The organism is Arthrobacter sp. M2012083, from assembly GCF_000281065.1.
Lineage (GTDB): Bacteria > Actinomycetota > Actinomycetes > Actinomycetales > Micrococcaceae > Arthrobacter.
In genome coordinates this window covers 55,912-80,292 of record NZ_AKKK01000022.1, presented here as the reverse complement: position 1 = coordinate 80,292, position 24,381 = coordinate 55,912, and the positions used below count along the sequence as shown (strand labels likewise).

At 61.7% G+C, this 24,381-nt stretch carries 20 protein-coding genes; 13 read left to right on the top strand and 7 right to left on the bottom strand.

The window, feature by feature from the left end:
- Positions 1-56 precede the first annotated feature (56 nt).
- A complete protein-coding gene (paaZ, locus tag A477_RS0111325) occupies positions 57-2,156 on the top strand; it encodes a phenylacetic acid degradation bifunctional protein PaaZ (RefSeq protein ID WP_017199106.1) in 2,100 nt (699 codons plus the stop codon).
- Positions 2,157-2,492: 336 nt separating this feature from the next.
- Here the strand turns inward: paaZ and A477_RS0111320 are convergent, their stop codons facing one another.
- Genes A477_RS0111320 through A477_RS0111310 form a run of 3 tightly spaced genes read right to left on the bottom strand, consistent with a single transcriptional unit; the run spans position 2,493 to position 4,966 of the window.
- Positions 2,493-3,095, bottom strand: a complete 603-nt coding sequence (locus A477_RS0111320; protein WP_014922600.1) for a TetR/AcrR family transcriptional regulator — start codon at positions 3,093-3,095, stop codon at positions 2,493-2,495.
- Positions 3,096-3,132: 37 nt separating this feature from the next.
- Positions 3,133-4,482 (bottom strand): phenylacetate--CoA ligase PaaK, encoded by a 1,350-nt coding sequence (paaK, locus tag A477_RS0111315; protein ID WP_017199105.1) that lies wholly within the window; start codon positions 4,480-4,482, stop codon positions 3,133-3,135.
- A gap of 7 nt (positions 4,483-4,489) precedes the next feature.
- Positions 4,490-4,966, bottom strand: coding sequence for a hotdog fold thioesterase (locus A477_RS0111310; protein WP_017199104.1), 477 nt, complete (start codon positions 4,964-4,966; stop codon positions 4,490-4,492).
- Positions 4,967-5,074: 108 nt separating this feature from the next.
- Here A477_RS0111310 and A477_RS0111305 point away from each other — a divergent pair, with 108 nt between their 5' ends.
- A complete protein-coding gene (locus A477_RS0111305; RefSeq protein ID WP_017199103.1) occupies positions 5,075-5,653 on the top strand; it encodes a GNAT family N-acetyltransferase in 579 nt (192 codons plus the stop codon).
- On the opposite strand, the gene A477_RS0111300 is transcribed toward A477_RS0111305, so the two are convergent.
- Positions 5,646-7,199: a putative bifunctional diguanylate cyclase/phosphodiesterase gene (locus tag A477_RS0111300; RefSeq protein ID WP_017199102.1), complete on the bottom strand. Its 1,554-nt coding sequence runs from the start codon at positions 7,197-7,199 to the stop codon at positions 5,646-5,648. The two genes, A477_RS0111305 and A477_RS0111300, sit on opposite strands and share 8 nt — an antisense overlap.
- A gap of 2 nt (positions 7,200-7,201) precedes the next feature.
- Positions 7,202-8,248: a hypothetical protein gene (locus A477_RS0111295; protein ID WP_017199101.1), complete on the bottom strand. Its 1,047-nt coding sequence runs from the start codon at positions 8,246-8,248 to the stop codon at positions 7,202-7,204.
- A 107-nt stretch (positions 8,249-8,355) separates the two neighbouring features.
- On the opposite strand from A477_RS0111295, the gene A477_RS23505 reads away from it, so the two are divergent.
- Entirely contained in the window at positions 8,356-8,526 is a 171-nt protein-coding gene (locus tag A477_RS23505) for a hypothetical protein (protein WP_017199100.1), read from the top strand.
- A 188-nt stretch (positions 8,527-8,714) separates the two neighbouring features.
- Here the strand turns inward: A477_RS23505 and A477_RS0111285 are convergent, their stop codons facing one another.
- Positions 8,715-10,358, bottom strand: a complete 1,644-nt coding sequence (locus tag A477_RS0111285; RefSeq protein ID WP_017199099.1) for an ATP-binding protein — start codon at positions 10,356-10,358, stop codon at positions 8,715-8,717.
- Positions 10,359-10,578: 220 nt separating this feature from the next.
- Here A477_RS0111285 and A477_RS0111280 point away from each other — a divergent pair, with 220 nt between their 5' ends.
- Together A477_RS0111280 and A477_RS0111275 are read left to right on the top strand one after the other, a co-directional pair.
- The gene (locus tag A477_RS0111280) at positions 10,579-10,962 is read left to right on the top strand and encodes a DUF7793 family protein (protein ID WP_017199098.1); all 384 of its coding nucleotides are present in this window, start codon (positions 10,579-10,581) and stop codon (positions 10,960-10,962) included.
- Positions 10,963-10,981: 19 nt separating this feature from the next.
- Positions 10,982-11,791, top strand: coding sequence for a class I SAM-dependent methyltransferase (locus A477_RS0111275; protein ID WP_017199097.1), 810 nt, complete (start codon positions 10,982-10,984; stop codon positions 11,789-11,791).
- On the opposite strand, the gene A477_RS0111270 is transcribed toward A477_RS0111275, so the two are convergent.
- On the bottom strand, positions 11,792-14,011 hold the full coding sequence (locus tag A477_RS0111270; protein ID WP_017199096.1) for a S9 family peptidase: 2,220 nt from the start codon (positions 14,009-14,011) through the stop codon (positions 11,792-11,794). It abuts the gene before it with no gap.
- A gap of 192 nt (positions 14,012-14,203) precedes the next feature.
- Between A477_RS0111270 and A477_RS0111265 the strand changes: the two genes are divergently transcribed.
- The 8 genes from A477_RS0111265 (at position 14,204) to A477_RS0111230 (ending at position 24,320) form a co-directional block, all read left to right on the top strand.
- Positions 14,204-15,001: a glycosyltransferase gene (locus A477_RS0111265; RefSeq protein WP_017199095.1), complete on the top strand. Its 798-nt coding sequence runs from the start codon at positions 14,204-14,206 to the stop codon at positions 14,999-15,001.
- A gap of 17 nt (positions 15,002-15,018) precedes the next feature.
- Positions 15,019-16,443 (top strand): glycosyltransferase family 4 protein, encoded by a 1,425-nt coding sequence (locus A477_RS0111260; RefSeq protein WP_044568757.1) that lies wholly within the window; start codon positions 15,019-15,021, stop codon positions 16,441-16,443.
- A 40-nt stretch (positions 16,444-16,483) separates the two neighbouring features.
- Positions 16,484-18,070: a lipopolysaccharide biosynthesis protein gene (locus A477_RS0111255; RefSeq protein WP_017199093.1), complete on the top strand. Its 1,587-nt coding sequence runs from the start codon at positions 16,484-16,486 to the stop codon at positions 18,068-18,070.
- A 56-nt stretch (positions 18,071-18,126) separates the two neighbouring features.
- On the top strand, positions 18,127-19,212 hold the full coding sequence (locus A477_RS0111250; RefSeq protein ID WP_237715785.1) for a glycosyltransferase family 4 protein: 1,086 nt from the start codon (positions 18,127-18,129) through the stop codon (positions 19,210-19,212).
- Positions 19,213-20,019 carry a PIG-L deacetylase family protein gene (locus tag A477_RS0111245; protein ID WP_157367081.1) on the top strand — a complete coding sequence of 269 codons (807 nt, stop codon included), beginning with the start codon at positions 19,213-19,215 and terminating at the stop codon, positions 20,017-20,019.
- Positions 20,020-20,234: 215 nt separating this feature from the next.
- Positions 20,235-21,599 (top strand): ArnT family glycosyltransferase, encoded by a 1,365-nt coding sequence (locus A477_RS0111240; protein ID WP_237715784.1) that lies wholly within the window; start codon positions 20,235-20,237, stop codon positions 21,597-21,599.
- Positions 21,600-21,634: 35 nt separating this feature from the next.
- Positions 21,635-22,930 (top strand): hypothetical protein, encoded by a 1,296-nt coding sequence (locus A477_RS0111235; protein WP_020372817.1) that lies wholly within the window; start codon positions 21,635-21,637, stop codon positions 22,928-22,930.
- Positions 22,931-23,072: 142 nt separating this feature from the next.
- The gene (locus A477_RS0111230) at positions 23,073-24,320 is read left to right on the top strand and encodes a glycoside hydrolase family protein (protein ID WP_157367079.1); all 1,248 of its coding nucleotides are present in this window, start codon (positions 23,073-23,075) and stop codon (positions 24,318-24,320) included.
- Positions 24,321-24,381: the final 61 nt, after the last annotated feature.

Sequence of the window (24,381 nt, the reverse complement as noted above, 5' to 3'; positions counted from 1 at the left end):
GCTCCAGTCAGCAGGGACCGTGCCGATTTCACGTGCCTTGGAAGGACCCGTCGACGATGACCACTACCGCAGTCGCCCCGGAAACCACAGCCGTTGCAACCGTCCCCAGCTACGTCCAGGATGCTTGGTGGACGCCGGCAGCCGACGCCAGGAAAGTCCCGGTCCGTGATGCCAGCACCGGAGAAGTGCTGGCCAACGTCAGCACCGACGGGCTGGACCTCGCCGCCGTCGTAAATTACGGCCGCACCACCGGGCAAACTGAACTTGGGAAGCTGACTTTCCACCAGCGCGCGCTCAAGCTCAAAGAGCTTGCCATGTACCTCAACGGGCGCCGCGAAGAGCTGTACGAATCCTCTTCGCAGAGCGGTGCCACCAAGATCGACAACATGATCGATATCGATGGCGGCATCGGTGTGCTCTTCACGTTCGGCTCCAAGGGCCGCCGCGAGCTGCCCAACTCACAGGTTGTGGTGGACGGTCCCATGGAGACGTTGTCCAAGGACGGATCGTTCGTCGCCGAGCACATCTACACCAGGATTCCAGGCGTCGCAGTCCAGATCAACGCGTTCAACTTCCCGGTCTGGGGCATGCTGGAAAAGTTCGCTCCGGCGTTCCTCGCGGGCGTCCCCACCATCGTGAAGCCGGCTACGCCCACGGGTTATGTTGCCGCCGCGGCTGTTAGGGCAATCGTTGAGTCGGGAATTCTCCCGGCAGGATCCCTTCAACTGATCTCCGGTTCTGCCCGCACCATCCTCGATGAGCTGGACTACCGCGACCTCGTTTCGTTCACCGGCTCGGCATCCACTGCCAACTCTCTCAAGGGCCACAAGAACGTGGTGCAGGGCGGCATCCGCTTCACCTCCGAGACCGACTCCCTCAACGCCGCCATCCTCGGGCCCGACGCCGTCCCCGGCACCCCGGAGTTCGACGCTTTCATCAAGGCGGTGGTTACGGAGATGACAGTCAAGGCCGGCCAAAAGTGCACCGCGATCCGCCGCGTTATCGTCCCGCAGGAGCTGACGGCCGACGTCGCTGCTGCCGTCGGTGCGCGAATCAACGAACGCGTCGTGGTTGGCGACCCGCGCGCCGATGGTGTCACCATGGGCGCCTTGGCGTCGCTGGAACAGCTCGCCGACGTCCGTGCGGCAGTTCAGTCAATGCTCGACGCCGGCGGTGAGCTTGCGTACGGATCTCTCGATTCGCCGTCGGTCACCTCCGTTGGTGGCGGCGTGGGCGTCGTGGAGGACGGCGCCTTCATGTCCCCGGTCCTCCTGAGCTGGGCAGACTCTGAAGCCGAAGAAGTCCACTCACTCGAAGCTTTCGGGCCGGTGTCCTCGGTAATCGGGTACTCGGATCTTGCCGATGCCATCCGCCTGGCAGCCCGCGGCTCCGGCTCCTTGGTGGCATCGGTGTGCACCAATGATCCATCTGTTGCGCAGGAGCTGGTGCTCGGCATCGCTGCCCACCACGGCCGCGTTCACATGCTTAACCGTGAAGACGCACGCTCGTCCACCGGCCACGGTTCCCCGGTCCCGCACCTGGTTCACGGCGGTCCCGGTCGCGCAGGTGGCGGCGAGGAGCTTGGCGGCATCCGATCCGTCCTGCACCACATGCAGCGCACGGCCATTCAGGGTTCCCCCAACATGCTGACCGCCGTTACGGGCCTCTGGCACACGGGCGCTGACCGGAACTTCACCGTAGAAACCGAGGGGGAGCACCCGTTCCGGAAGCACCTCTCCACCCTCCGCATCGGTGACGCTGTTCGCTCGGACCTTCGCGAGGTCAAGCTTGAGGACATCACCGCCTTCGCGAACTCGACGGGTGACACCTTCTACGCACACACCAACCAGGAAGCCGCCGAGGCCAACCCGTTCTTCCCCGGCATTGTGGCCCACGGTTACTTGCTTTTGAGCTGGGCTGCCGGGCTCTTTGTTGAGCCAGCTCCGGGTCCGGTACTGGCCAACTATGGCTTGGAGAACCTGCGCTTCATCACCCCTGTTGCAGCCGGCGACTCCATCCGGGTCACGCTGACGGCCAAGAAGATCACCCCACGCGAGACCGACGAATACGGTGAGGTGGCCTGGGACGCCGTCCTGACCAATCAGAACGACGAAATCGTGGCCACCTACGACGTCCTCACCCTCGTGGAGAAGTAACCCTCTCTCACCTCCCTCGGGTTTGAACGGGTCCCTCTCTCACGTCCCTCGGGTTTGAACGGGTCCCTCTCTCACGTCCCTCGGGTTTGAACGGGTCCCTCTCTCACCTACGACGAAACGCCTTTCCGCATTACGCGGGAAGGCGTATCGTGTTCGGGGCCATTGGTCAGGAGGGGAAAGTGGCCGACGGCGGTATCCGGCGCCTGACGCAGGCCGGAAGCGCTCGGGGGTGAGAGAGGGTTGGCCGGAAGCGCTCGGGGGGTGAGAGAGGGTTGGCCGGAAGCGCTCGGGGGGTGAGAGAGGGTTGGCCGGAAGCGCTCGGGGGGTGAGAGAGGGTCAGGCGGCCGTGTGGAGGCCGTCGAAGGCCATGGTGATGACGTCGTCGGCGAGCTTCTCCGGGGACAGCGAGCCGCCCGGCTTGTACCACTCCACGATCGAGTTGATGGTACCGAACAGGAGGCGTGTGACGGTGCGGGGATCGATGTCCTGGCGCAGCGAGCCATCTTCCCGGGCAGCGGCAATCAGCTCGGCAACCTTGTGGTCGAAGGCGCGACGACGTTCCAGTGCATCACGCTCGATCTCCGTGTTGCCCCGCAATCGCAGCAGCAGGGTCACGAACGGGAGCCTGTCCACCAGCACGGCGATGGTCTGCCGCAGCACGAACTCCAGCCGCGCATCTGCGGGACCGGACGTAGCGGACGGCTCCTCCAAGATGGCTTCCAGCCCGCCCAGGGCGTGGTCCAAGGCGAGCTTAAGCAGATCGCCCTTGGACGGCACGTGGTGGTAGATGGCTGACTTCGAGATCCCGAGGTTTTCGGCCAGGATGCCCATGGACGTTGCGTCGTAGCCGTGGCGGTTGAAAACGTCGACAGCGATGCGGAGCACCGACTGCTGGTCATAACCGGGCCGTCCGCGCTTGGTGGTGGTCTCAGTAGGCATGCTGGCATTTTCTCACGATCTCTACGGGTGAAGGCGCTCAGCCCTTGGGACGCATGTCGTAAATCCGGCGGAGCTTACCGTTGGACCGCTCAAGGGAGCCTGGCTCTACAACGTCAACCACGCAAGATGACCCAACGTGAATCTTGATCTGCTCACGCAAGGTGTGGGCCGCCGTCGTACCTGCCTCGGACGGAACGTTCTCGCGGCGCTCGATCTTCACGGTCAGCGAATCCATGCGCTTGCCTTCGGGGCGGGTGATTTCGAGCTGGAAGTGCGGGCTGAGTTCTGGGATGCGAAGTGCGATTTCCTCGATCTGCGACGGGAACAGGTTCACTCCGCGCAGGATGATCATGTCGTCGCTGCGGCCGGTGATACGGCCCATCCGGCGGTGCGCGGGCCGTGCAGTGCCCGGCAGCAGGCGGGTGAGGTCCTTGGTTCGGTAGCGGATGATCGGCAACGCTTCTTTGGTGAGGGAAGTGAAGACGAGTTCGCCGGGTTCGCCGTCGGCCAGCACGGTCGAGTGGTCGAACGGATCGATGATCTCGGGGCGGAAATGGTCTTCCCAGATGTGGCAGCCGTCCTGTGTTTCAACAGCTTCGCCGGCGACGCCCGGGCCCATGACTTCGGAGAGCCCGTAGATGTCCGAGGCCTTGATGTTCATGGTGGTTTCAAGCTCGTGGCGCATCTCTTCGGTCCAGGGCTCGGCGCCGAGGACGGCGTACTTGAGTGAGGTGGAGCTGGGGTCGATCCCTTGGTGTTGCATGGCATCGGCGATGGTGAGCAGGTAGGTGGGCGTGGCCAGGATGGCGTCCGGTTTGAAGTCCTGGATGAGCTGGATCTGCCGTTCGGTTTGACCGCCGGAGATGGGGATGACGGTGCACCCGAGCGCTTCAGCGCCTGCATGCGCGCCGAGGCCGCCGGTAAAGAGGCCGTAGCCGTAGGCGTTGTGGACCTTCATTCCTGGCCGGACGCCGGAGGCGCGGAAGGAGCGCGCCACCAGCGTTGCCCAGTTGGCGAGGTCGTTCTTGGTGTAGCCAACTACGGTGGGGCGGCCGGTGGTGCCGGAGCTCGCGTGAATCCGCGCCACCTGATCCTGCGGGACGGCGAACATGCCAAAGGGGTATTCCAGCCGGAGGTCTTCCTTGGTTGTGTAGGGGAACTTGCCGAGGTCGCTCAGCTCGCGGAGGTCCGTCGGGTGCACGCCGGCTTCGTCGAACTTGCGCTTGTACAGCGGCACGCGATCGTAGGCGTACGCCACCGTGTGCTGGAGGCGGGTGAGCTGCAATGCCTCGAGTTCGTCGCGGGAGATGGTTTCTTCACGGTCAAGCACTGGGGCGGTTTCCTTGGAGGAGGAAGCTGCGGGTGCGGCCACGGTGTTCTGCGTCATGGGTTTCCTACTTCTTGGAGATGGTGCGACTGCGGCCACGGAACTCAGCGATGAGCTCCCGGCTGGCGGGATCGGAGGCGGTGGGGTCGGAGGCGTCGTCGTCGGGGGACGCCGCATAAATCTGGATGTCGTAAAGGCCGCTTCGGCCGGTGCTTGCGCGGCGGTTTGCGACGGCGGTGATCACCTGGCCCTGGAACGCCGGCTTGATGAAATTGATGTCGACGCCGGACGCCACCGTGATGTGGGCGGCTTGCTTTGGCGTGGGGTTGGCCGGGTTGCAGGCCAGTGCGAAGGCAGTGTCCCCGAAGGCGAAGATCATTCCGCCGTGTGCCATGCCGAACCCATTGAGCATTTCCTGGCGGAGATGCATGCGGATGGTGGCGTGGCCGTCGTCGAGCTTGAGGACCTCGATGCCCATCCATTCGGACGCGTAGTCGTTCGTCAGGATGTGGTGCTGTGCACCGGAGAGGGTTGTTTCAACCATGCGTCATTGCCTCCAGCTTTATTTACCGAATGTTCATTAGGTAATCCCAGATCGCGCCACGTGTCAAGACTGGACCATGTTTCGCCCGTACCTAGTAGCCTCGGAGTCATGCCCGAAATTGAGCTTCCCATCATCACCGATCGACTCATCCTGCGGCGCTTCGAGGCTGAGGACCTTGAACGGTTCCACGGCTATCAGTCGCTTCCCGAAACTGCCCGCTACCTCCTGCGTAACGAGCTGACCAAGACCAAGTCCATGGAAGTGCTCGGCAAATACGCGAACTTCGAGTTCAACCAAGAAGGCGACTGGGTTTGCCTGGCCATCGAGCGCAAGGATCACCCCGGCCTGATGGGCGAGGTCGTGCTGAAGTGGTTGGAGGGCACCGGGCAGGGTGAGCTGGGCTGGATACTGCATCCTGAGGCGCGTGGCCACGGCATTGCCACGGAAGCAGCGGAGGCCGTCATGAAGCTGGCATTCGAGAAACTGGCCTTCCACCGCATCGATGCCAAGCTGGATGCACTCAACGCGGGTTCTGCCGGTATCTGTCAGCGCCTGGGCATGCGGCTGGAGGCCACCCTGGTGGACAATTGGCATTACAAGGGCCAGTGGGCCACCGAGAACATTTACGCGATTCTGGACTCGGAGTGGCGCACGCGGCACCATCCATGGACCCGGAAAATCAGCTGACGGGCCAGGTCTTGTGGTGCTTCAGCTGTTCGGTCAACTGCGCTTCAGGCAAAGGCCGGCTGAAGTAGTAACCTTGGCCGCTGGTGCACCCGATGCTCAGTAGGTAATCAGCCTGCTCAGCGGTTTCCACGCCCTCCCATACAGCAGCCAGGCCACAGGCGCGGATGAGCTGCAACACGGCCGCGAGAAGGGCGGGCTGTGACGGGTCACTGCCCAAGGCGGACAGCAGCGTCCGGTCCACTTTGACGGTATCCACGGGCAATTGGCGAAGATAGCTGATAGAGGAATAGCCCGTACCGAAATCGTCAATCTCCAGTCCCACGCCAAGGCGGCGCAGGCTGTTGAGCGTGTAACGGTCCAGGTCGTTCCCTTGGATCACTGCGCTCTCGGTCAATTCCAGGACCAGCAGCGAGGGGTCCAGGTCGGCTGAAACCAGCGCCTCACGGACGTCTTCAATGAATTCCAGGCGCTGCAGGTCCGCGGCTGAAACGTTGATGCGCATGCTGAAGTTGTGGCCCGCCGTCAGGGGGTCTGAACGCCATTGTTTTAACTGCTCGACGGCGGTGCGGAGCACCCAGCCGCCCAGATCGGAGATCATTCCCGTTTCCTCGGCGATGGGAATGAACTCGTCCGGCATGATGATTCCACGGGTGGGGTGGTTCCAGCGGACCAGGGCTTCCACCCCTTCAATCTCGCGGGTGTCCAGCCTGATGATGGGCTGGTAATAAAGCACCAGCTGCGATCCTGTGATCGCCTCTTTGAGCTCGCCCACCAGCTGGTTCCGCATTTGCCGGGCAAGCAGCATGTCAGATGCGAACACCTTGAGCTTGCCGCGCCCGTCCGCCTTGGACTCGTACATGGCGATGTCCGCTTCCATCATGAGCTCCTCGGCCCGCTGGCCTGGATCGGCCATCCGGAGCCCCATGCTGACCCCGCAGCGGAGGTGTTGGCCCTCAATCTCCATCACCCCCACCACAGCGGCGAGGATTCGGCTGCCAATGGCGCTGGCTTCCGCAGGGGTCACTTCCGAAAGCAGGACAGCGAACTCGTCACCGCCCATGCGGGCAACCATGTCCTGTTCGCGGACCGCACCACTGATACGGTTCGCCACCGTTTCCAGGACTTTGTCACCGATGGTGTGGCCGAGGGAATCATTGATGGCTTTGAAACCATCCATATCAAGCAAGAGGATTGCCGGCCGTTTGTTGCCTTGCACGCCGTTCGCTTGGGCCTTGCTCAGGGCTGCGGCGAAGGCGGAGCGGTTGTTCAGGCCGGTCAGGGGATCGGTCATGGCCATGCGCTGCATCGCAAGGTGCGCTTCATTGAGCTGCTTTGTCCGGGCTTGCACCCTTTGCTCCAGCTCTTCATAGACAATCTGGAGATCTTCGGCCAAGAGGTTGGTGCCCATGATCACTGCGTCGATCTCGTCGCGCGCATCGGAGACTTGGATCCGGGTGTTCAGGTCGCCGGCCGCCAACCTGACGATGCCTTCAAGGAGCAGCCCCAAACGGGGGTCATTCGCGGAGTACATTTCTGAGTCAGACATGCTCACTCCCCGTGCGGCCCGCCCCGGACGCTTTGCCGAAGATGCTCGCGAACCGCCGCACTGCGATCGGGCAGGGCCCCTTGGTCGAAGAGCTTGGCTGCTTCTTCGAAAGCAGCAAGGCCTTCTTCTCGTCGATCGGATGCCAGCAGAGTCCGCCCGAACAGAAAATGAGCTTCGGCTGACGTCTGGGTAGCAAGGATGGAGGAACGTGAGCAAAGGGGTTCGAGGATCGCCAGGGCTTCTTCCATATCTCCGGCGAGGTAATTCCAATGGGCGCGGACCAAGGACATTTCCAGATGGTCCCGCTCGGAACCGCCCACAATGTCTGTAGCGAGCTCTGCCCTTTCAATGCAGCGGAGGGTGGCGGCGTCACCAAGTTTTGCCTGCAGCCGCATTTCCGCCGAGGCGCGGTTGAAGCGGGCCCACAAATCGACGTCCTTTGAAGGTGACAGCCTTTCGGCGGCCAGGTCATGGTAACGGCCCCCGTCTGTAACGCGGTCAGCCAGGAAAGCAACGTTTCCGATCACCCAGTAACCCTTGCCGGCGGTGTCTTCATCAATGTCATCAGAAATCAACGTCTCCAGAACAAGGCATTCCCGCCACGCATCGTCCAGCAGTCGGCTCTCAGCCAAGGCCGCGATAAGGGCGCGCTGGGCCAGGACCTGGACGTAGAGGAGATCCGGATCCGTGGCGGCAAGTTTTGCGGCATCGGCAGCCATGGTTGCGGCTTCGGCAAGCCGGCCGAGCCCTTGCAACCCGATGGCCACCATCGTTCCTGCCTTGGCACCGAGCTCGGCCGAGGAAGCTGTAAGGCTGTGATCATTGAGGGAGGTGGCCAGTGCCAGGTATTCCTCGATGCGTCCTTGATCACGGAGGCACTCCGCCTGCAGGTAGCGCATGTTCCACCAGGCCAGTTCGTCGCCGGCCGCCCGGGCGAGTTCCGCGGCCTCTGCAGCCATCCTGAAGGCCTCGTCAAAGTCCCGCGCCTTCCATTTGGCGCGTGCATTGAGTCCGGCAACAAGGTGGGTGGCCAGGTGAGGACTTTGCATGTGCCCATTATCCATGTCATTGCGGAAGAAAAGCTCGTATAGTTTGCCCCGTGACTTTATTCAAGTCACAGTCAATAAATTCGCATCAGTACGAAAGGGCATAGCGGATGAAAAAATTTGCGGCAACCCTGCTCATGGCGGCGGTTCTGGCAGTAACGGGATTCGCTGCTCCGGCTAATGCCGAGCCTACGCAGGACAGCACGGCAATCGGCTGGTGGCCGAACAGCACCACCACGGGTAAGACAAACACCACCAGCATCGGTTGGTGGCCGAACTAAACATTGGGGGAGCGCCTCTCAAGGCCTCATGAGCTAAATTGATGCCCCGGGCTGCTGCCCGGGGCATCAGTTTTGTTTCTCTGCATGTCGAACATTAGTGACCACGGATCACATCTTCCGGACCCGGCAATGACACTGCTGTCACAGTGGCGGAGGACGCGGCCGAAACCAGTCACTCGGAAGCCAGCCTAGGGTCCTCCCACCGGCAACTCCACGGACACCTTGGTCCCGGACCCCAAGATGGAGTCGAAGGCCATGCGGCCCATGTGGCGGCTGATGATGTCGTTGGCGATCGCCAGGCCCAATCCGCTGCCCGGTACAGCCGCAGAGGTGGCATTCGATGCGCGGTAGAAGCGCGTCAGGATGTGGGGGAGGTCGTGTTCCGGGATGCCCAAGCCATTGTCTTCGATCTGAACAAGGGCTGCCCGTCCGCCATTCTCGGAAGCTGCCATGGCGCTGGTGATGCCAACACGGCCGCCCTCGGGAGTGAATTTGATGGCATTGGCCACGATGTTCGTGAACACCTGTTCCAGCTTTGCTTCATCGGCAGTGACCTCAATGTCCTCGGTAGCCTCCGTAAAGGACACGGAAACATGGCGCGACTCTGCCAGTGGCCGGAGGGTAGCGACCACCACCTGCAGGAGCTTGTCGATATCAACCGGCTTAAGGTCCAGGTTGCTGCCGTCCTGCATGGAGACCGTGAGCATGTCCTCAATCAGCCTGCGCAGGCGGTCCGAGTTCCGGGCAATAACGTCCAGCATTTTCCTGATGCCCTCGGGAACCGGGCCGCCGGAGCCATCCTGGATCATATCCAGGTAGGCGGTGATGGAGGTAAGGGGTGTCCGTAGCTCATGGTTTACGGTGGCCAGGAAATCGGTCTTGGCCTTGTCCAGTTGCCTCAACTGGTGCAGGACACGCTGCTGGGCGCTGATGAGGTGGCCTTGGATGAGCCCGTGGGCTACGTTCCCGGCGACGTGCTGCATCAAGGCGATCTCGGCACGCGTCCAATCATGACGCTCCCGCACAGTGGACAACAGGATGATGCCCATGGCGGAAGCGCCTTCGCCAACAGGGAGCAGCGCAGTGGATATGGGTTTGAGTTCGCCGGACCACTCGCGAAGTGCCTTGGCGATCTTCGAGCCAGGGTCTTCCCGGTGGTCCGCTACAGCAAGGACGTCCGCCTCGGCCCATAGGCGGTTGGCCGTCTCGGTGATGATGTTTTCGCTCTCGCCCAGCCTTGCCGGCAGCAGCGGAAGTCCCGGACGGTTCCATTGTGCACGGATGCTGGGGACCCGTTCATCGCGGAAGGTGGCGAACCAAACATGGTCCGCGCCCAAGGCTTCGCCAAAACCGCGAACCACGTGCTCCGCGATCAGCTGCGGATCATTGGTTTGCCGGATTGCCGATGAGACGTTCCGGAGGCTTTCCCGCAGTGCCTCGATTTCGCCACGCGAGCGTGCACGCTCCGTGGCGCGACCGATCAAGGTTTCAACCCGGTGGACGAGTTCCCCTGGTCGCACCGGGTTTATAACGTAGTCTGCTACGCGCCAGGACTCCACTTGCTCCAGGTCCACAGACTCCTGAGCATCAAGAAGCAGCAGCACGGGAACCCCTGGGCTGCGAAGTCCGTGGGCCAGGGCGTTCTCTGCCACCACAATTGAGGGGTGGTGTTGCTGGAGATGCAAGGCCATGGAAGCGGCGTTACTGGCAGGGAAAACCTGGAAGCCCGCTCCATCAAGCACGGACGTGGTGGCGGCCAGACGGTCATGGTCTGAGTCCGCCACGACAGCCGAGCGGGAAGCATGCTGTTCACCGGCAACGGTCTCGCCCACTGAGCCCCTTCCGTTCAACCATCGGTCCACAATATTTCAGGATTTGGCAACACCCTATCAGCGGCATAGCGGCCAGTGGCTGCCCGACTGTAAACAGGCCTTTTGAGTCGTGGGACACACCTTTACTTTGACTTCCGGATTCGACAGCCTTGAGGGAGGGAATGCGGGAGATCCATTCGGATTTCCTCTGCAGCTGTTGTGAAAAAGTGCGAGGAGAATTGTGGACCAGCCAGCGACACCGCAAGACCACCAACAGGTGACATTCGATCTGGAACTCGAAGAGCCTGGGATCCTGCGCCTGACATGGCCGCGTGGCGCCCGGATCAAGGAACCGGATGCCCAAAGGGCCATGGACAGGGTCAACGAACTTTGCGGCCCGGACCGGCATCCCATGATTGTCGACATGGCAACCACGGACGACGTCACCAGGGGTGCCCGATCAGTGTTTGCCAAACCTTGCCAGGCTTCCCGGATCGCCCTTTGGGGTTCGTCCCCGGTAGACAGGGTCATCGCCAACTTCTTCCTCGGAATCATGAAGCCGCCGTGCCCCACCAAGTTCTTCACCTCCGAAACAGAAGCGTTGGAGTGGCTGGTGGAGGCATAGCGCCCCATATATTTGGAGCATGTTCTCCGCGCTCAGGAAATACCTGCTTATACCTCGCCTTATCAGGCTGTCCTCTGCAGCCCCCAAGGACCCGCTCACGGCCTGGGACCAGTACTGGGGAAACGTTCGTTCAACCGGTGCAACGGGCGATGTCCTGTGGGATTCGGGAAGTGCCCATGAACTCAACGGCTATCTCCCCACGCTGAAGCAGCTGGACCCCACCCTCCCCATAGTTGACGTAGGGTGCGGCAACGGCAGCTTCACCCGGTTATTGGCACAGCATTTCCCCCATGCGCTGGGGCTCGACTACTCCGCTAACGCTGTGGCCCGTGCGCGCCAGGAGGCAGCAGGGATCACGACGGCGTCATTCGCCGTGTGCGACATGACGGCGCCTGACGCTGCCCGGACGGTAGCGACGGCCTTGGCAGCTGCCGGGTGGGCCGGGGACGCGAACGTGTTCATCCGAGGTGTCCTGCACGTACTCGATCGCAGCGGCCAGTCCGCTTTGGCCGGAAACCTACTGCCCGTCGTCGGGAACCGAGGTGGCGTTTTCCTGGCCGAGACCAACTTCCCCGGCACGCCTGTGGACTACGTTAGTCACCTCGGTGCCACCCGAAACTCCATTCCAGCGCCACTTGAGGGGGCAATCCGGGGGCTGCCCATGCCTGGCCGCTTCGGTGCCGCGCAACGGGCCAAGGCCTTCCCGACGGCGGACTGGAACCTTGTGGAGGAGGGCTCAGCGAGCATAGAGACGCGCCCGCTGAGCAATCCGTCGTCCCCGGACCTCATCCCTGGCTACTACGCACTGCTCCGGGCACGCCGGACGTAGCTACTTGAGGCCGGCGCCCGGAAGCAGTTCCGTGGCACCAAGGGAGTCGGCTACGAAAGCGTAGTCCCAAGCACGCTCGCGCCACTGCACGTACCGGCCCGATGCGCCTCCATGGCCGCCGTCCATTTCGATCTTCATGACGATCGGCTCGGTCCCCGTAGAGGCGGAGCGCAGCGCCTGGACCCACTTCGCGGGCTCCACATAGAGCACTCGCGTGTCGTTGAAGGAGGTTACTGCGGCGATCTTCGGGTAGGCCACGGCCCCCACATTCTCGTACGGAGTGTAGGACTTCATGTACGCGTAGGCCTCGGGGTCCGTGATGGGGTTGCCCCATTCCTCCCACTCCAGGGCGGATAGCGGAAGCTCAGGATCCAGGATGGTGGTCAAGGCGTCCACGAACGGCACCTGCGCCACTATGGCGGCATACTTTTCCGGGGCCATGTTGGCGACCGCGCCCATGAGCAGGCCGCCAGCGGAGCCACCCATGGCAGCAATACGCGTGGGGTGGACCCAGCCGGACTCCGCCAGCCAGTCCGTGGCTGCGATGAAGTCCGTGAAAGTGTTTTTCTTGGTGAGTTTCTTGCCGTCCTCGTACCATTTGCGTCCCAGTTCACCGCCGCCACGAATATGGGCGATCACCATAACGATTCCGCGGTCCAGGAGGGACAAGCGGGCCACTCCAAAGCCCGGATCCATGCTCATTTCGTAGGAGCCATAACCGTAAACCAACCCGGCGGCCGTGCCATCCTGCTGGACCGATGCGTGACGCAGCACTGACAGCGGAACCTGTGTGCCGTCGTCGGCGGTGGCCCATTCACGGGTGGCAACGTAATCGGACGCCGAGTAGCCGCCCAAAACCGGGCTTTCCTTGCGGAGCAGCAACTCGCCGCCGGGTTGTCCTGCAGTCGGCAGGACGAAGTCGTAGACGCGCGATGGCGTGAAGTAGGAGGTATAGCCCATGCGGATCACCGGAGCTTCGTAGTCGGAGCCGGATACACCCGCGGTGTAAAGCTCCTCATCGAAGGCTGGCTCCACGGGAGCCCCTTGAGCAGCTGTGCCCAGGCCCGCCAGCGGGAGCACCTGCACGCGCTCGATGGTGTCCTTGCGGACGGACAACACCAAGTGCGTGGAGGTCACGCCCGCTCCGTTGACGCGAACGTCGTCGGAATGCTCGACGACGGTCCGCCAGTCCTGCTCGGCGAGCGGCTTGGAGAGCTCTGCCGGGTCCACCAGGCTCACCATCGAATTGATGGCACCCTTGTTGTGGGTCAGAAGCAGTGTTTCCTTGCCGTCAAGGAGGAACGGCTCGGCCTCGTAGAGGACGCGGTGGTCGCGGGAAATGACAGTGCTGAGGCCGGCGTCGTAATCGTCGAAGCGGAGCAGCCGCGTTTCACTGAACTCGGAACAGCCGATACTGAGCACCAAGTGGCGGCGGTCGGAGGAGAGGTCGAAGCCGAGCCACATGGCGACGTCGTCCTCCTGGTAGAGGACCTCATCCTCAGCCACAGGCGTGCCCAGGACGTGGGCCTTGACTTGGTAGGGACGCCACGAATCATCAACCACGGTGTAGAAGAGCCTGGTGCCGTCGGGGGAGAAAGCAACCCCGTAGAAGATGTCTTCTATAACGTCCGGGAGAAGCTCGCCGGTCCGCAGATCCTTGATGCGCAAGGTGAAGCGTTCGTCTCCGGAGTTGTCCACCGCGTAGGCGTAAAGGTTGCCGTCGACAGTAACGGCGGCACCGCCCACGCTGAAGAACGGCTGGCCCTCCGCTTCAATGTTGCCGTCCAGGAGCACCTGCTCGCCGGGAAGCCCAACGCCTGCTTCAACCGCCGGGGGAGTCCAGTCCGCCACAGGATCGCCCGTGTTGGCGGCCAGGACGCGGCACTGGATGCTGTACTCCTTGCCCTCCACCGAACGGCTGTAGTACCACCAGCCATCCTTGCGGCTGGGTACCGACAGATCCGTTTCCTGGGTGCGGCCCTTGATTTCCCGGAACATCGCTTCGCGGAGCGGTTCCTGGTGGGCCGTCACTGCTTCCTGGTACGCGTTCTCTGCCTTGAGATGGTCAACAACCTCGGCGGATTCCTTGTCCCTGAGCCACTCGTAGTTGTCCACGAACACATCGCCGTGGTGTTCGCGGCGGGTGGGGACCTGCTTGGCGACAGGAGGCTGGAGCGTGGGTTCCGTGGCAGCGGCAGGCGCGGAAGAAGTGTGGCTCATGTGGCCACTCTATAGACGGGCTCTGACACAGAACCAGCAATTTCGCTCAGAGCGCCCGGGATCGGCCGTGGTAGCGAGAGTGATCCATGACTTGGACCACAACGTCCGGATTGGCGTCATGACTTGCGTGGTGGGCCCACTCCATATATTGCGAGCACGATTTCGTACCGTTCCCGGATATTGGAGGTTCAGATGGTTCCGCTTCACGCGCACAGTGTTCATGTCGGCATCAGGGGTCGTCTTCAAGCACGGCGACATCCAGACTCGTTGCGTCGCTCCCACGTAGACCTCGAAGTCATTATTCCTGCCTACAACGAGGCAGGAAGAATCGCCAGCACACTGACGCAAACAGTGGACTTCCTGGCCGTTCAGCCGTGGTCTTCGCGCATTGTGGTGGTGGATAACGGCAGCGTGGATGAGACTGCTGCGGTTGTCCACCGGATCTCCCGGGAAAAGGGAGATGCAGTGCCGATCTCAGTGTTGGGGTGTTCCCGTCGCGGAAAAGGGGCAGCTGTACGCCGTGGCCTCCTCAGCGGGACGTCCAGATACACGGGCTTCTTTGACGCCGATCTCGCCACGCCGCTGGCAACGCTCACCGAAGCCATGGCGCAACTCGCGGGTGGCGCTGCAGCGGTTATCGCCTCCCGTCATGCCCCGGGATCCACCTTTGTTGTGCCCCAGCACATCGGGCGCCGAATGGGCGGGACGGCCTTCCGGGCTCTGACCAAATCGAAGGTCAAAGGCATCCAGGACACCCAATGCGGCTTCAAGTTTTTCGAACGTGATGCCCTCACCGCTGCAATGGTGCAGTGCCGCAGCACGGGCTTCGCCTTCGATGTGGAACTGCTTCTTAGGCTCCAGGACAACGACGCCAGCATTGTGGAACTCCCCGTGGCCTGGACCGATGGAGCCGAGTCCACGTTCCGTCCCTTCCAGGACGGAGTGGCCAGCTTTGCCTCAGTGATTCAACTTCAGAAAGCAACATCGTGACGGACGGCTCAACTGACATGAACTCCCCAACCCAACTTGCTGGGAAGCACGTACTGGTGCTCAACTGGCGCGACGTCAAGCACTCGCAGGCCGGCGGCGCCGAACAGTACATGCATGAGATCTCCCGCAGATGGGTGAGCAGCGGAGTTCGTGTCACGTGGTTTACCGGCCGCGACACCGGCCAGTCAGCCGAGGAGACCATTGACGGCATCCGTATATTGCGAGGTGGCGGAGCACTCTCCATCTATGGGCAGGCCGCACTCAGGCTCCTGCGCACCAACGGCCAGTTCGACGCCGTGGTGGATTGCCAAAACGGAATTCCGTTCTTTTCCCCGTTGTTCCTGCGGGGGGACATTCCGATCGTCCAACTGGTCCATCACGTCCACCAAGAGCAGTTCCGCACCCGGTTCTCCCCTCCCATGGCCGCCGTAGGCCGATTCCTCGAAAGCCGTGGCGCCAAGACGGTGTATGGGCAGCGGGCCATCGTGGCGGTATCGCCGTCAACGCGCATGGAACTGCGAAAGCTTGGATTCAGGGGCCCCATCCACGTGGTGCCGAACGGTACCATCGACATTCCGCCCACGGTCGCCGCGCGGGCTGCTGAGCCGACCATCGCCGTCGTGAGCCGGCTGGTGCCCCACAAGCGATTGGACCTGCTGCTGGGCCAGTTCGCCGTAGCGGCGCGGAGACTTCCCAACTTGCGGATGGACATCGTCGGGGACGGTCCCGAACGGGCGCGTTTGCAGCAACTGGCCATGGACCTCGGCCTGGATCACGCAATCACTTTCCACGGATACCAACCCAACGAGGTCCGTGACAACTTGTTGAGCCGTGCTTGGATGACCGCCACCACGTCGGCGTCAGAAGGTTGGGGTTGTTCAGTAATCGAGGCCGCGGCTTGGGGCGTGCCGTGCTTGGCGCTGCGGGTTCCGGGAATCAGGGACTCGGTAGTGGACGGCCGTACGGGATGGCTGGTGGACCATCCCACGGACTTCGGATCTGCCATGGTTGATGCGATCACTGAGTTGACCGAACCGGAGGCAGCCATCATCGTCTCCGGCGAGTGCCGTGAATGGGCCCGCTGCTTTACCTGGGACCGCAGCACCATGCTGCTCACAGGGGTGCTCTTGGAGGAAGCGAAGATGCGCCGCGACGGCGGAGATCCACGGGCCTTCCACTCGGACTTGTCCACCCTGGTTCAGTTCCAAGTGCCTGACAGCATTGATTTCACAGCCGCCTTGAGGCCGACCGACGAGTATGCCCTGGCCGACGGTTACGTATCCATCATCATGAAGGGCCGGGACGAGTTCGAGGCTTTCGCCGCGATGAAGAAGATCGGCGTGGCCACTGCGGAAATCCGATCGGCAGGCCGAAACACACTGCTGGCCGGACCGGGAAATGTCTTCGTCCCGGCCGAAGCCAACGATGGCCAGTATCGGTAGCTGATCAGTGGATTTATCCGAACAGGCTGTAATAACCGCAGTGAGCTTGAGGCCCAGGGCTGAAAGCAAGGAAAGGACGCCGGATCAAGACGTCAACATAGCTCAAAACAGTGGCTTCCTCGCTGTGTCCGCAGGACTGGTGGGCGTGGTGAGCTACGCGTGCACGCTGCTTATGGCCAACATGCTGGGGACAGCGGATTACACACAGTTCGCGGCTGCCGCAATGATCCTCGGAGTTGTGGGGATCGTGGCCAACGCGATGGTTCCGCTTCCGCTGTCGCATGTGGTTGCAGTGCATCCGGAAGGCTCCGAAGAGCGACGGAACGGCGTGGCCTTCTCGGTATTCGTGTCCTGCCTGGCGGGTATTGCCGCAGCAGCCATCACTGGCGGTGTGACTCTCGCGCTCGCCACCCCGGCCCTGGCAGCAGCGGTGGCACTGGCAGCCTTCGTCATTTTTGTTGTGAATGCCCCTGCCGGGTGGCTTCAGGGCGAACTCCGCTTCACGTGGTACGCAGTGTCAACCATCGGGGAGGTTGTCTTGCGGTTGATCTTCAGCCTGCTGGTGATCTTGATGGCATGGGGTGCCGGGGGAGCGGTGCTCGGTTTTGTCGCGGGGTGCCTGGCGCCGCTGGTGGTGCCGTGGTCGTTCTATCGGGACCTCCGCTGGCGTCCGCGCGTGTTGCTCGAGAAGTGGCGATGGGCCGAAACCAGCGATATCGCGTCGGTTCTGTGCATTGTGTCCGTGCTGGTGGGGATCGACGTCGTAGTGGTCGGCTTTCTGGACAATGGCTCGGTTGAGGCGGCGGGTTTCCAAGCGCTCGCCACCATTGCCAAGGGGCCCGTTTACGTGGCTGCAGGAACCGCGCTGGTTGCATTTCCCTTGCTTCGCACCCCTGGAGTCAAGGTCGGCGAGGTGCTGGGCGCTTCTTTCGCCTCGTTCGGACAGCTTGTGGTGGTGGCCTTCGCCATCATCGCCACGGCACCGCCCCTGATGTCCGGCGTCATTGTTCCGCAGAAGTATCACGGCTCCCTTGGACTCCTGCCATGGCTGGCGGCTTCCGGTCTCGGCTATGCCGTCCTGATGGTGCTCGCCACCATACTCCTAGCCATGCGTGCCTACCGCCGCTGCCAAATCGGCCTCGCTTGTGCGTGTCTTCTGGTTATTGGCGGGCTTTGGATCGGCTGGCAACTGAACGCCGTCTCGGGAATGGCCGTGGGATCTGCCATCGGGGCCGTGACCGCCGGCCTGGTCCTGACACTATTGGCGCGTCCCGTGTTGGCGTCTGCCAACCCGGGAAAGCGGGCAGGCAGGTTCGCCAGCCTGGCGTTCGCCTTGATCGTGGTCCTTGCCGTCGCCGCCCACCTGCAGCCCTTGCTCTGGTTGCTTCTCGCCGGCATCAGCGGTGCCACCGTTCTTGCTCACCAGCGCGGCATGCTGCCGCGCAGGAATGACTTCAAGATTTCCCGACGGCGCCAGGTCGGCAAACGCAGCAAAACGACCGGCCGCCGGTCGCATAGGGCGCTACACCGACGTGCTTCCCAAAGCCGATGCCACTGCTCCGGATTCAGCGGAGTTGTAGCGGGCAGGGTGCCCTCCAGAAATGTAGAGACGGGAAGACAGCTATGAGAGTTTTGCATTTGGGCTTTGAAGATCCACGCATGCCCGGGGCAGGCGGAGGGTCCGTGCGAACCCACGAAATCAATCGCCGCCTGACGGCAAAAGGCTTCCACGTCACAGTGCTGACCACCCGCTATCCGGGCTGGCAGGAACGCGTGGAGGACGGTGTGCACTATGTGCCCATCGGCTTCGGCGCCGGTGGGAACCGATTGACCAGGCTGGTGGCCTATGTGGCCCGGCTACCGTTTGAGGTATGCAAGCGCCGGTCAGCTACCGAGCTAGTGGTGGAGGATTTCTTCGCCCCGTTTTCCACCATGGCCGCACCGCTCTGGACCAAGCGCCCCACCATTGGTGTTGTCCAGTGGCTGCACGCCAAAGACAAGGCGCGGCAGTACAAGCTACCCCTGCACTGGATAGAGCGGCTGGGCGTGCGGAAGCACCGCAGGCTCATTTCGGTCTCACAGGGCATCGGAGATCGGTTACAGGACCTGAACCCGGAGCTGCATGTGGACGTCATCGGCAACGGCGTAGATCCTGGAGTCTGGAACAACCAACCCCGGCTGGGGAAGGATGTCCTCTTCATCGGACGACTGGAGTACGGGCACAAGGGCTTGGATCTCCTTCTGGAAGCCTGGGCTCACGCCTGCGAAAGGGTAGAAGGCGACCTGCTGATCGCCGGTACGGGCCCGGACGAAGAACGGTTGCGCATGTCCGTTCGGGACAAGGGTCTCTCCAAGCGCGTACAGATGCTCGGGTGGCTGTCCGGGGATAGGAAGTTCCAGGCTCTCAGCAATGCCCGGCTGCTGGTAGTGCCTTCGCGGCACGAGACGTTCGGGCTAGTGGCCATCGACGCGCTCGCGGCCGGCACTCCGGTTATCGCCTTCGACATTCCTTGCCTGAGAGAGATCATTCCTCCGGGCACGGGCTGGATAGTCGAGGCCTTCGATGTTCTTGCCCTGGCTGATGAAATTGCCACCCGATACTCCCAAACGGGGCTGGAGGACGTGGCTGAGCAAGGGCGGAAGTTTGCCGCCGGTTACAACTGGGATGCGCTCGCCGACCAGCAGGCGCAGGCCTACCGCACGGCTCTCACTGAACTGAAAAATCCTCAAACCCGGCGGCCCCAAGCCGTCGACGCTGAAAGGGCTTGAATGCCGCTCCAATCACGAATTGAACGTTCCATGGGGGGCGACGCCCCCTGGTTGTTCCTGTCACCCCATCTTGATGATGCAGTCCTGTCATGCGGCGCGCTTATTGAAGCCCAGGCCCAAGGGCGGCAGATCATCGTGGCCACGCTGTTCACTGAGGCAATGCCATCACCCCACACACGGGCGGCTCGGTCCTTCATGCGCCAATGCACCGTTCCGGATGCTGGGGACCTGTTCCGGGCCAGGCAGTCGGAGGACCGCGCCGTGCTGCAGGACATGGGAGTTGAGTCCATCCACCTCGGTGAAGTGGACGCGCTGTTTCGACGACGCAAGCCACCGATGCTGGGGAGCGGCGCGTGGGAGAGGCTGCTCCCGGAGCTCACCCACCGCTACCCCACGTACCGGTTCGACATCGCGTTGGGAAGGATCGCCAAGGGTGATCGAGCCCTCATCCGCCAGCTTCGCTCCGGCGTCGCCGGACTCATGGCACAAACCAAAGCCGAGCTGTTGTTTTGCCCGGCAGGGGTGGGGAAGCATGTGGACCACCTCATTACCCGCGAGCTGGGCCAGGGACACCCGGCCAACGTCGTGATGTACTCAGACTTCCCCTATGATCTGGCTGTCGGCCCGGACGAAACGCATATGTCTAAGTTGGGCTTTGTGCCATGGACCTGGGATACCGGACTCGACGCAAAACCCGGGCGAATCAGGCAGTATTCCACGCAGGTAGATGCCCTATTCCCCAGCGGAGTAATCCCACTGAAACCGGAAACGTACTTTGTACCCGGACTTATTAACGGCAGTGCCTGATGACTTCTATTGCACTCAAGGTATCTCGGCCGAGGAATCGAGCGCGGAGGTCTGCCCGTGCCTCGCAGAGGGCATTGCGGGGACACTTGTGGGTTGCAGTCCTTGTAGGTTTGTTGGCCACGGTCTTCCGGGTGTTCGGTGTTCAACGGGCCAATGACGTCTTCATTGACGAAGTAACCTATGCAGATATTGCAAGGCAAATAGCGGATGGGCACATGCCATCAATCTTTGGCACCCCGTTTTTCCTGCACCCCCCAGGCTCATACGCCCTTAATGCTGTGGTCATCCGCGTGTTGGGCCTGGAAGGCCACTCCACGGATTTGGTGCTGCAGTTGCGCTGGGTCAATAGTGTCCTCGGAGCAGTTGCGGTGGTTGTCTGTTTCCTGTTGGTTCGCCGTCTGGTGGGTGTTGGACCTGCTGTTGTGGCTGGCGTCATCCTGGCCAGCGACCCGTTTGTCCTTCGCATGGATGGGCGGTTGATGATGGAGACTCCAGCTGGCCTGACGGTCCTATCGGGATGGTTATTGGTCCTGTTGCTGCTCGACCGTAAGTCGGGGCGAACCCGTCTGTGGCTTGAAATCAGCGCCGGATTGGTCTTCGGACTGGCCATTGCAATGAAAGACATGACTGCCGTGTTCACCGTTGTTCCGTTACTTGCCGCGGTGGTCTGGCGCAGAACGGTGCCCCTCCAAACAGCCTTGCGAATCCTCGCATGCTCCACAGTTCCCTACCTGATTTATCTGGGTTTGATCGCTGCCAGCGGGCTGTTTCCGCAGTTCATTGAACAAAAATCCGTGGGTGTCCTTCGAATGATGGGCGTCGTTCAGATGACAGGCTTCAATTCAGTCCACAGCGTGAGCCTTACAGACCGGCTCATTGACCTGGCCGGACGCTTCGGCACCAGCTATCTGCTACTGGGCCTTTCCATCGTGGCGGGGGCAGTGACTGCCATGTCTCCGCTGGTGGGACGGCGGGCTATTGGTTTGTTCTCGCTTTTTACCGGCTTGGTGGGTATCTACTCCGTCTTCTTCGGGGCGGCAGAGGAACAGTTTGGCTACTGTGTGGTGCTGGCTGCCCTGGTCTCGGTGCCCGTAACCGCTGTGATGGTGGTGAAATGGCGGCCCAGCCTCCGGGGGGTCGTCATAGTTGCCACAGCAATCATGACCATGCTCAGTCTTTTTCTGGGTGTTCAGGCAAGGTCAGTAGTCGATGACGGACTTGTCCGTGCCCGGGACTGGATGAACGCCGAGCTGCCCCCGTCCTCCAAAGTGGGTTTGACATCAGTAACCGGTGAGTTCGCGCTCATGCCGCATGAGGGGTGGGAGGTCCTGCCATCCTTGCAGTCCCTGCATGACCGCGATGCGCAGTATGTCCTAACACAGGGGAGGCAACTGAGCGAGGGCTACGGTTTCGCTTCGCCTGAGTTCCTGGTTTGGCTGCAGGAGAACGCCCAACCGGTTTTCACTTTCACTGGACCAACCTCCGGTGACACAGTTGTTTGGCAGCTGGACCGAACAAAGCTCGAGGCTGCTATCGCCGGAGGGATGATACTGCCTCCGGTCACGGGCGGCTACCGGTGAGACGCCCTGTCACTTCTATCTTGCTGCCTATAGTCATGGCAACTGTGATCGTTGGTTGCAGTGTGGAGACCCAGCCAACGCCGGAGCCCTTGTCCTTCGGGGTCCTGGGCGCCATGTGCACTCCTGAACGCCTCGCAGCACTTCACGACGCAGGCGTGTCCGTAGTCGAATTACCGTTGGCTTGGGATCGGTATCAGCCGGGAGCCGGACGGGTGGACCGTCACTACGTGGCGGAGGTTCGGGAACGCCTGAACCGTTGCCGTGAGGCCGGCCTGGCTGTGGTTCTGTCCCCTGGCCTGCATTACCCGCCTGATTGGGTAAGGCGTCTGCCCGGAGGTGTGCTGAAGGGAAGCGCAGGGGGTGTGCCAAAGGACGAGGGGGCCGAGCTCGTATTCAGTGCCAATGTGCGGGATGCGGCGCAAAAGTACTTGGCCCTGGTCACATCGGACCTGGGGTTTGTGGGCATAGCAGCGATACGAGTCGGCACGAATGCCAGCGGGGAGCTGGGGTACCCAGGGCCCGGTGACGGTGGAAATGAACGCGAGTACTGGGCTTTTGGTGACGCCCCCCAGCACGGCATCGGTTTGGCTGAGGGCGTTGCGCCTTCCCCCATGCCGGGGTGGATTCCGGGCACCCGTTCATGGCATGGGCGGTCCGTAACTGACGAGCAGGTCCAACGGTGGTGGGACTGGTATTCCGGATCCACGGTGGACGCAGCCGTATGGCAGATAAGCGAGCTACGGAAACTTGGGTATCAAGGGCGAGTGCATGTTCCGGTAGCGGGCCGCGGAGTCTTGCCGAATGACAAAGCAAAAGCCATAGAAGGAGGCTTGGACGGGCGGGCCAATCCGGATGGCGCCCAGGAACGCGGCTTGGACTATTCTGTTCAGTTCGCTGTGCTCGCAACGTTGCCGGGCGTGGACGTGGACTTCACCGGCTTGGATGACGTGTCGGCCGTGAGAGCGGCCGCTGCCGTGCCGCGCCAAGACCACTGCCTTCCCACTGACACCGAGAACGTGCTGACGGACGACGTATCACAATGGTCCTCCCACAGGTACACGAGCGCCTTGGCTCGGCGAGCAGGGCTGGGACTGGTCGGTGAAAACCCCGGTCCTCCCGAGTCACCTTTCACCGGCGGCTCACCGCAGTCGCACAGCCTTGCCGAACAATTGCGGACTGCTCCGGGGTACGCCTTGGAATGTGGGATGACAATGTTCCTGTTCGGCTTCGAAGAGAACCTCTTTGAGGAGTACGCCAACGTCCTAAACAAAGTCAGCACTGAGGACTACAAAGAAGTCATCCAGCAGCTGCACACGCCACTTTCAGCTTGACACCGACGAACTCAGAAAGAGCTAGACGGCTGCGGCCCCAACAAAGATCCAAAGTAAACGTCACGACCGTCGAGGTGCGCCCACTAAACCAGTGGACGGCCTCATCGCATCCAGCCCGAAAACAAAGAGGAGACTGACACCCTTGACCCACTTCAGCGGCAACCTTAACTTCGGCGCGCCCTCTTCGGACGCTACTCGTCACGCATTGCCCACGGCCGGATATGCAACAGGCGGTGAGCGTCGGAAGGGATCCGCTGCCCGCACCGCTATGGGCAGTGCTGTGGTTGTTCTTTGTGTTCTTGCCTCAACCGCTGCCCCAGCGGCAGCTAGGTCCGCTCAAAATGCCGCAGCCCTTACGGTCACATCGTCGTCGTGTTCAACAAGCGGTGCCACTGGTAGCAGTTCGACCAGCATCTACAACGTCACTGCCATTCCGAACGATTCCATCGACGATACTGCAAGTATCCAAGGCAGGATAAACGCGGCCGGAAATGCTGGCGGCGGAGTGGTAAAAATCCCTGGGGGCACGTTCATTCTTAATGGCAAGCTGCGCATGTTGAGCAATGTAAAGCTTGAAGGTGTTGGCCCTGAAACGATCCTGAAAGCTGGTCCTTCCTTCACGAGTAACACTGGCCCCGCTGGCGGATATCCTATCGTTACGACAGCCGGCGCCGACAATACGACGCTCTCCAACTTCACGGCAGATCAGTCAGGTGACACACTGAACGGCAATGTGCCGGGCCGCTTGAATGAGTACGTGATTGACGTACGCAATTCGATGAATTCGCTAGTACAGGGTGTTCATACTAGGAACCCGTTTACGTACTCAATCGCGTTTGTCGGCGGTGTGAAGTGGTGTGTTAAGGACAGCAGCACAGAGTCGGTAACCAACGGAAAGTACGTGGAACTGGATGGCATCCATGCGATGAACACGAGCAACGGAGACATTGTTGGAAATGTTGTGGACCAGCGCAAAGGTACTGACGGCGACGACGGTATCGCCGTTCACACATACGGCGATGAGGACGTTCACGACATCAGGATTGCCAATAACAATGTGCGCGGAGGCCGTCACGGCGCCGGGATCGACCTTGCGGGAGGATCCGGGGTTGTCTACAACATCGACCTTACCGGTAACACCGTCTGGGGTTCGCCGCGGGGGTTGCACGACGCCTACTACGACGGCACGAAGCAAATCCATCACATCCAGATCGTGGGGAACACCTTCAAAGACAACGACATCAAGACCACGGGCGGGGCAGTCGACTTCGAGCGTCCGGTGACGTATGTGACCATGACAGACAATACGGCATGCAACTCAGGCGATTACCGCCTTCCGGCGGGCATCGGGAATGTAAATGCCCGCAACATTCAGAGCTCAACGTGCTGATACAAGTTTGGCTCTCGGGTGGTGAGCCGGGAAGCTGCTGAAATCACCTTGACCCGTGATG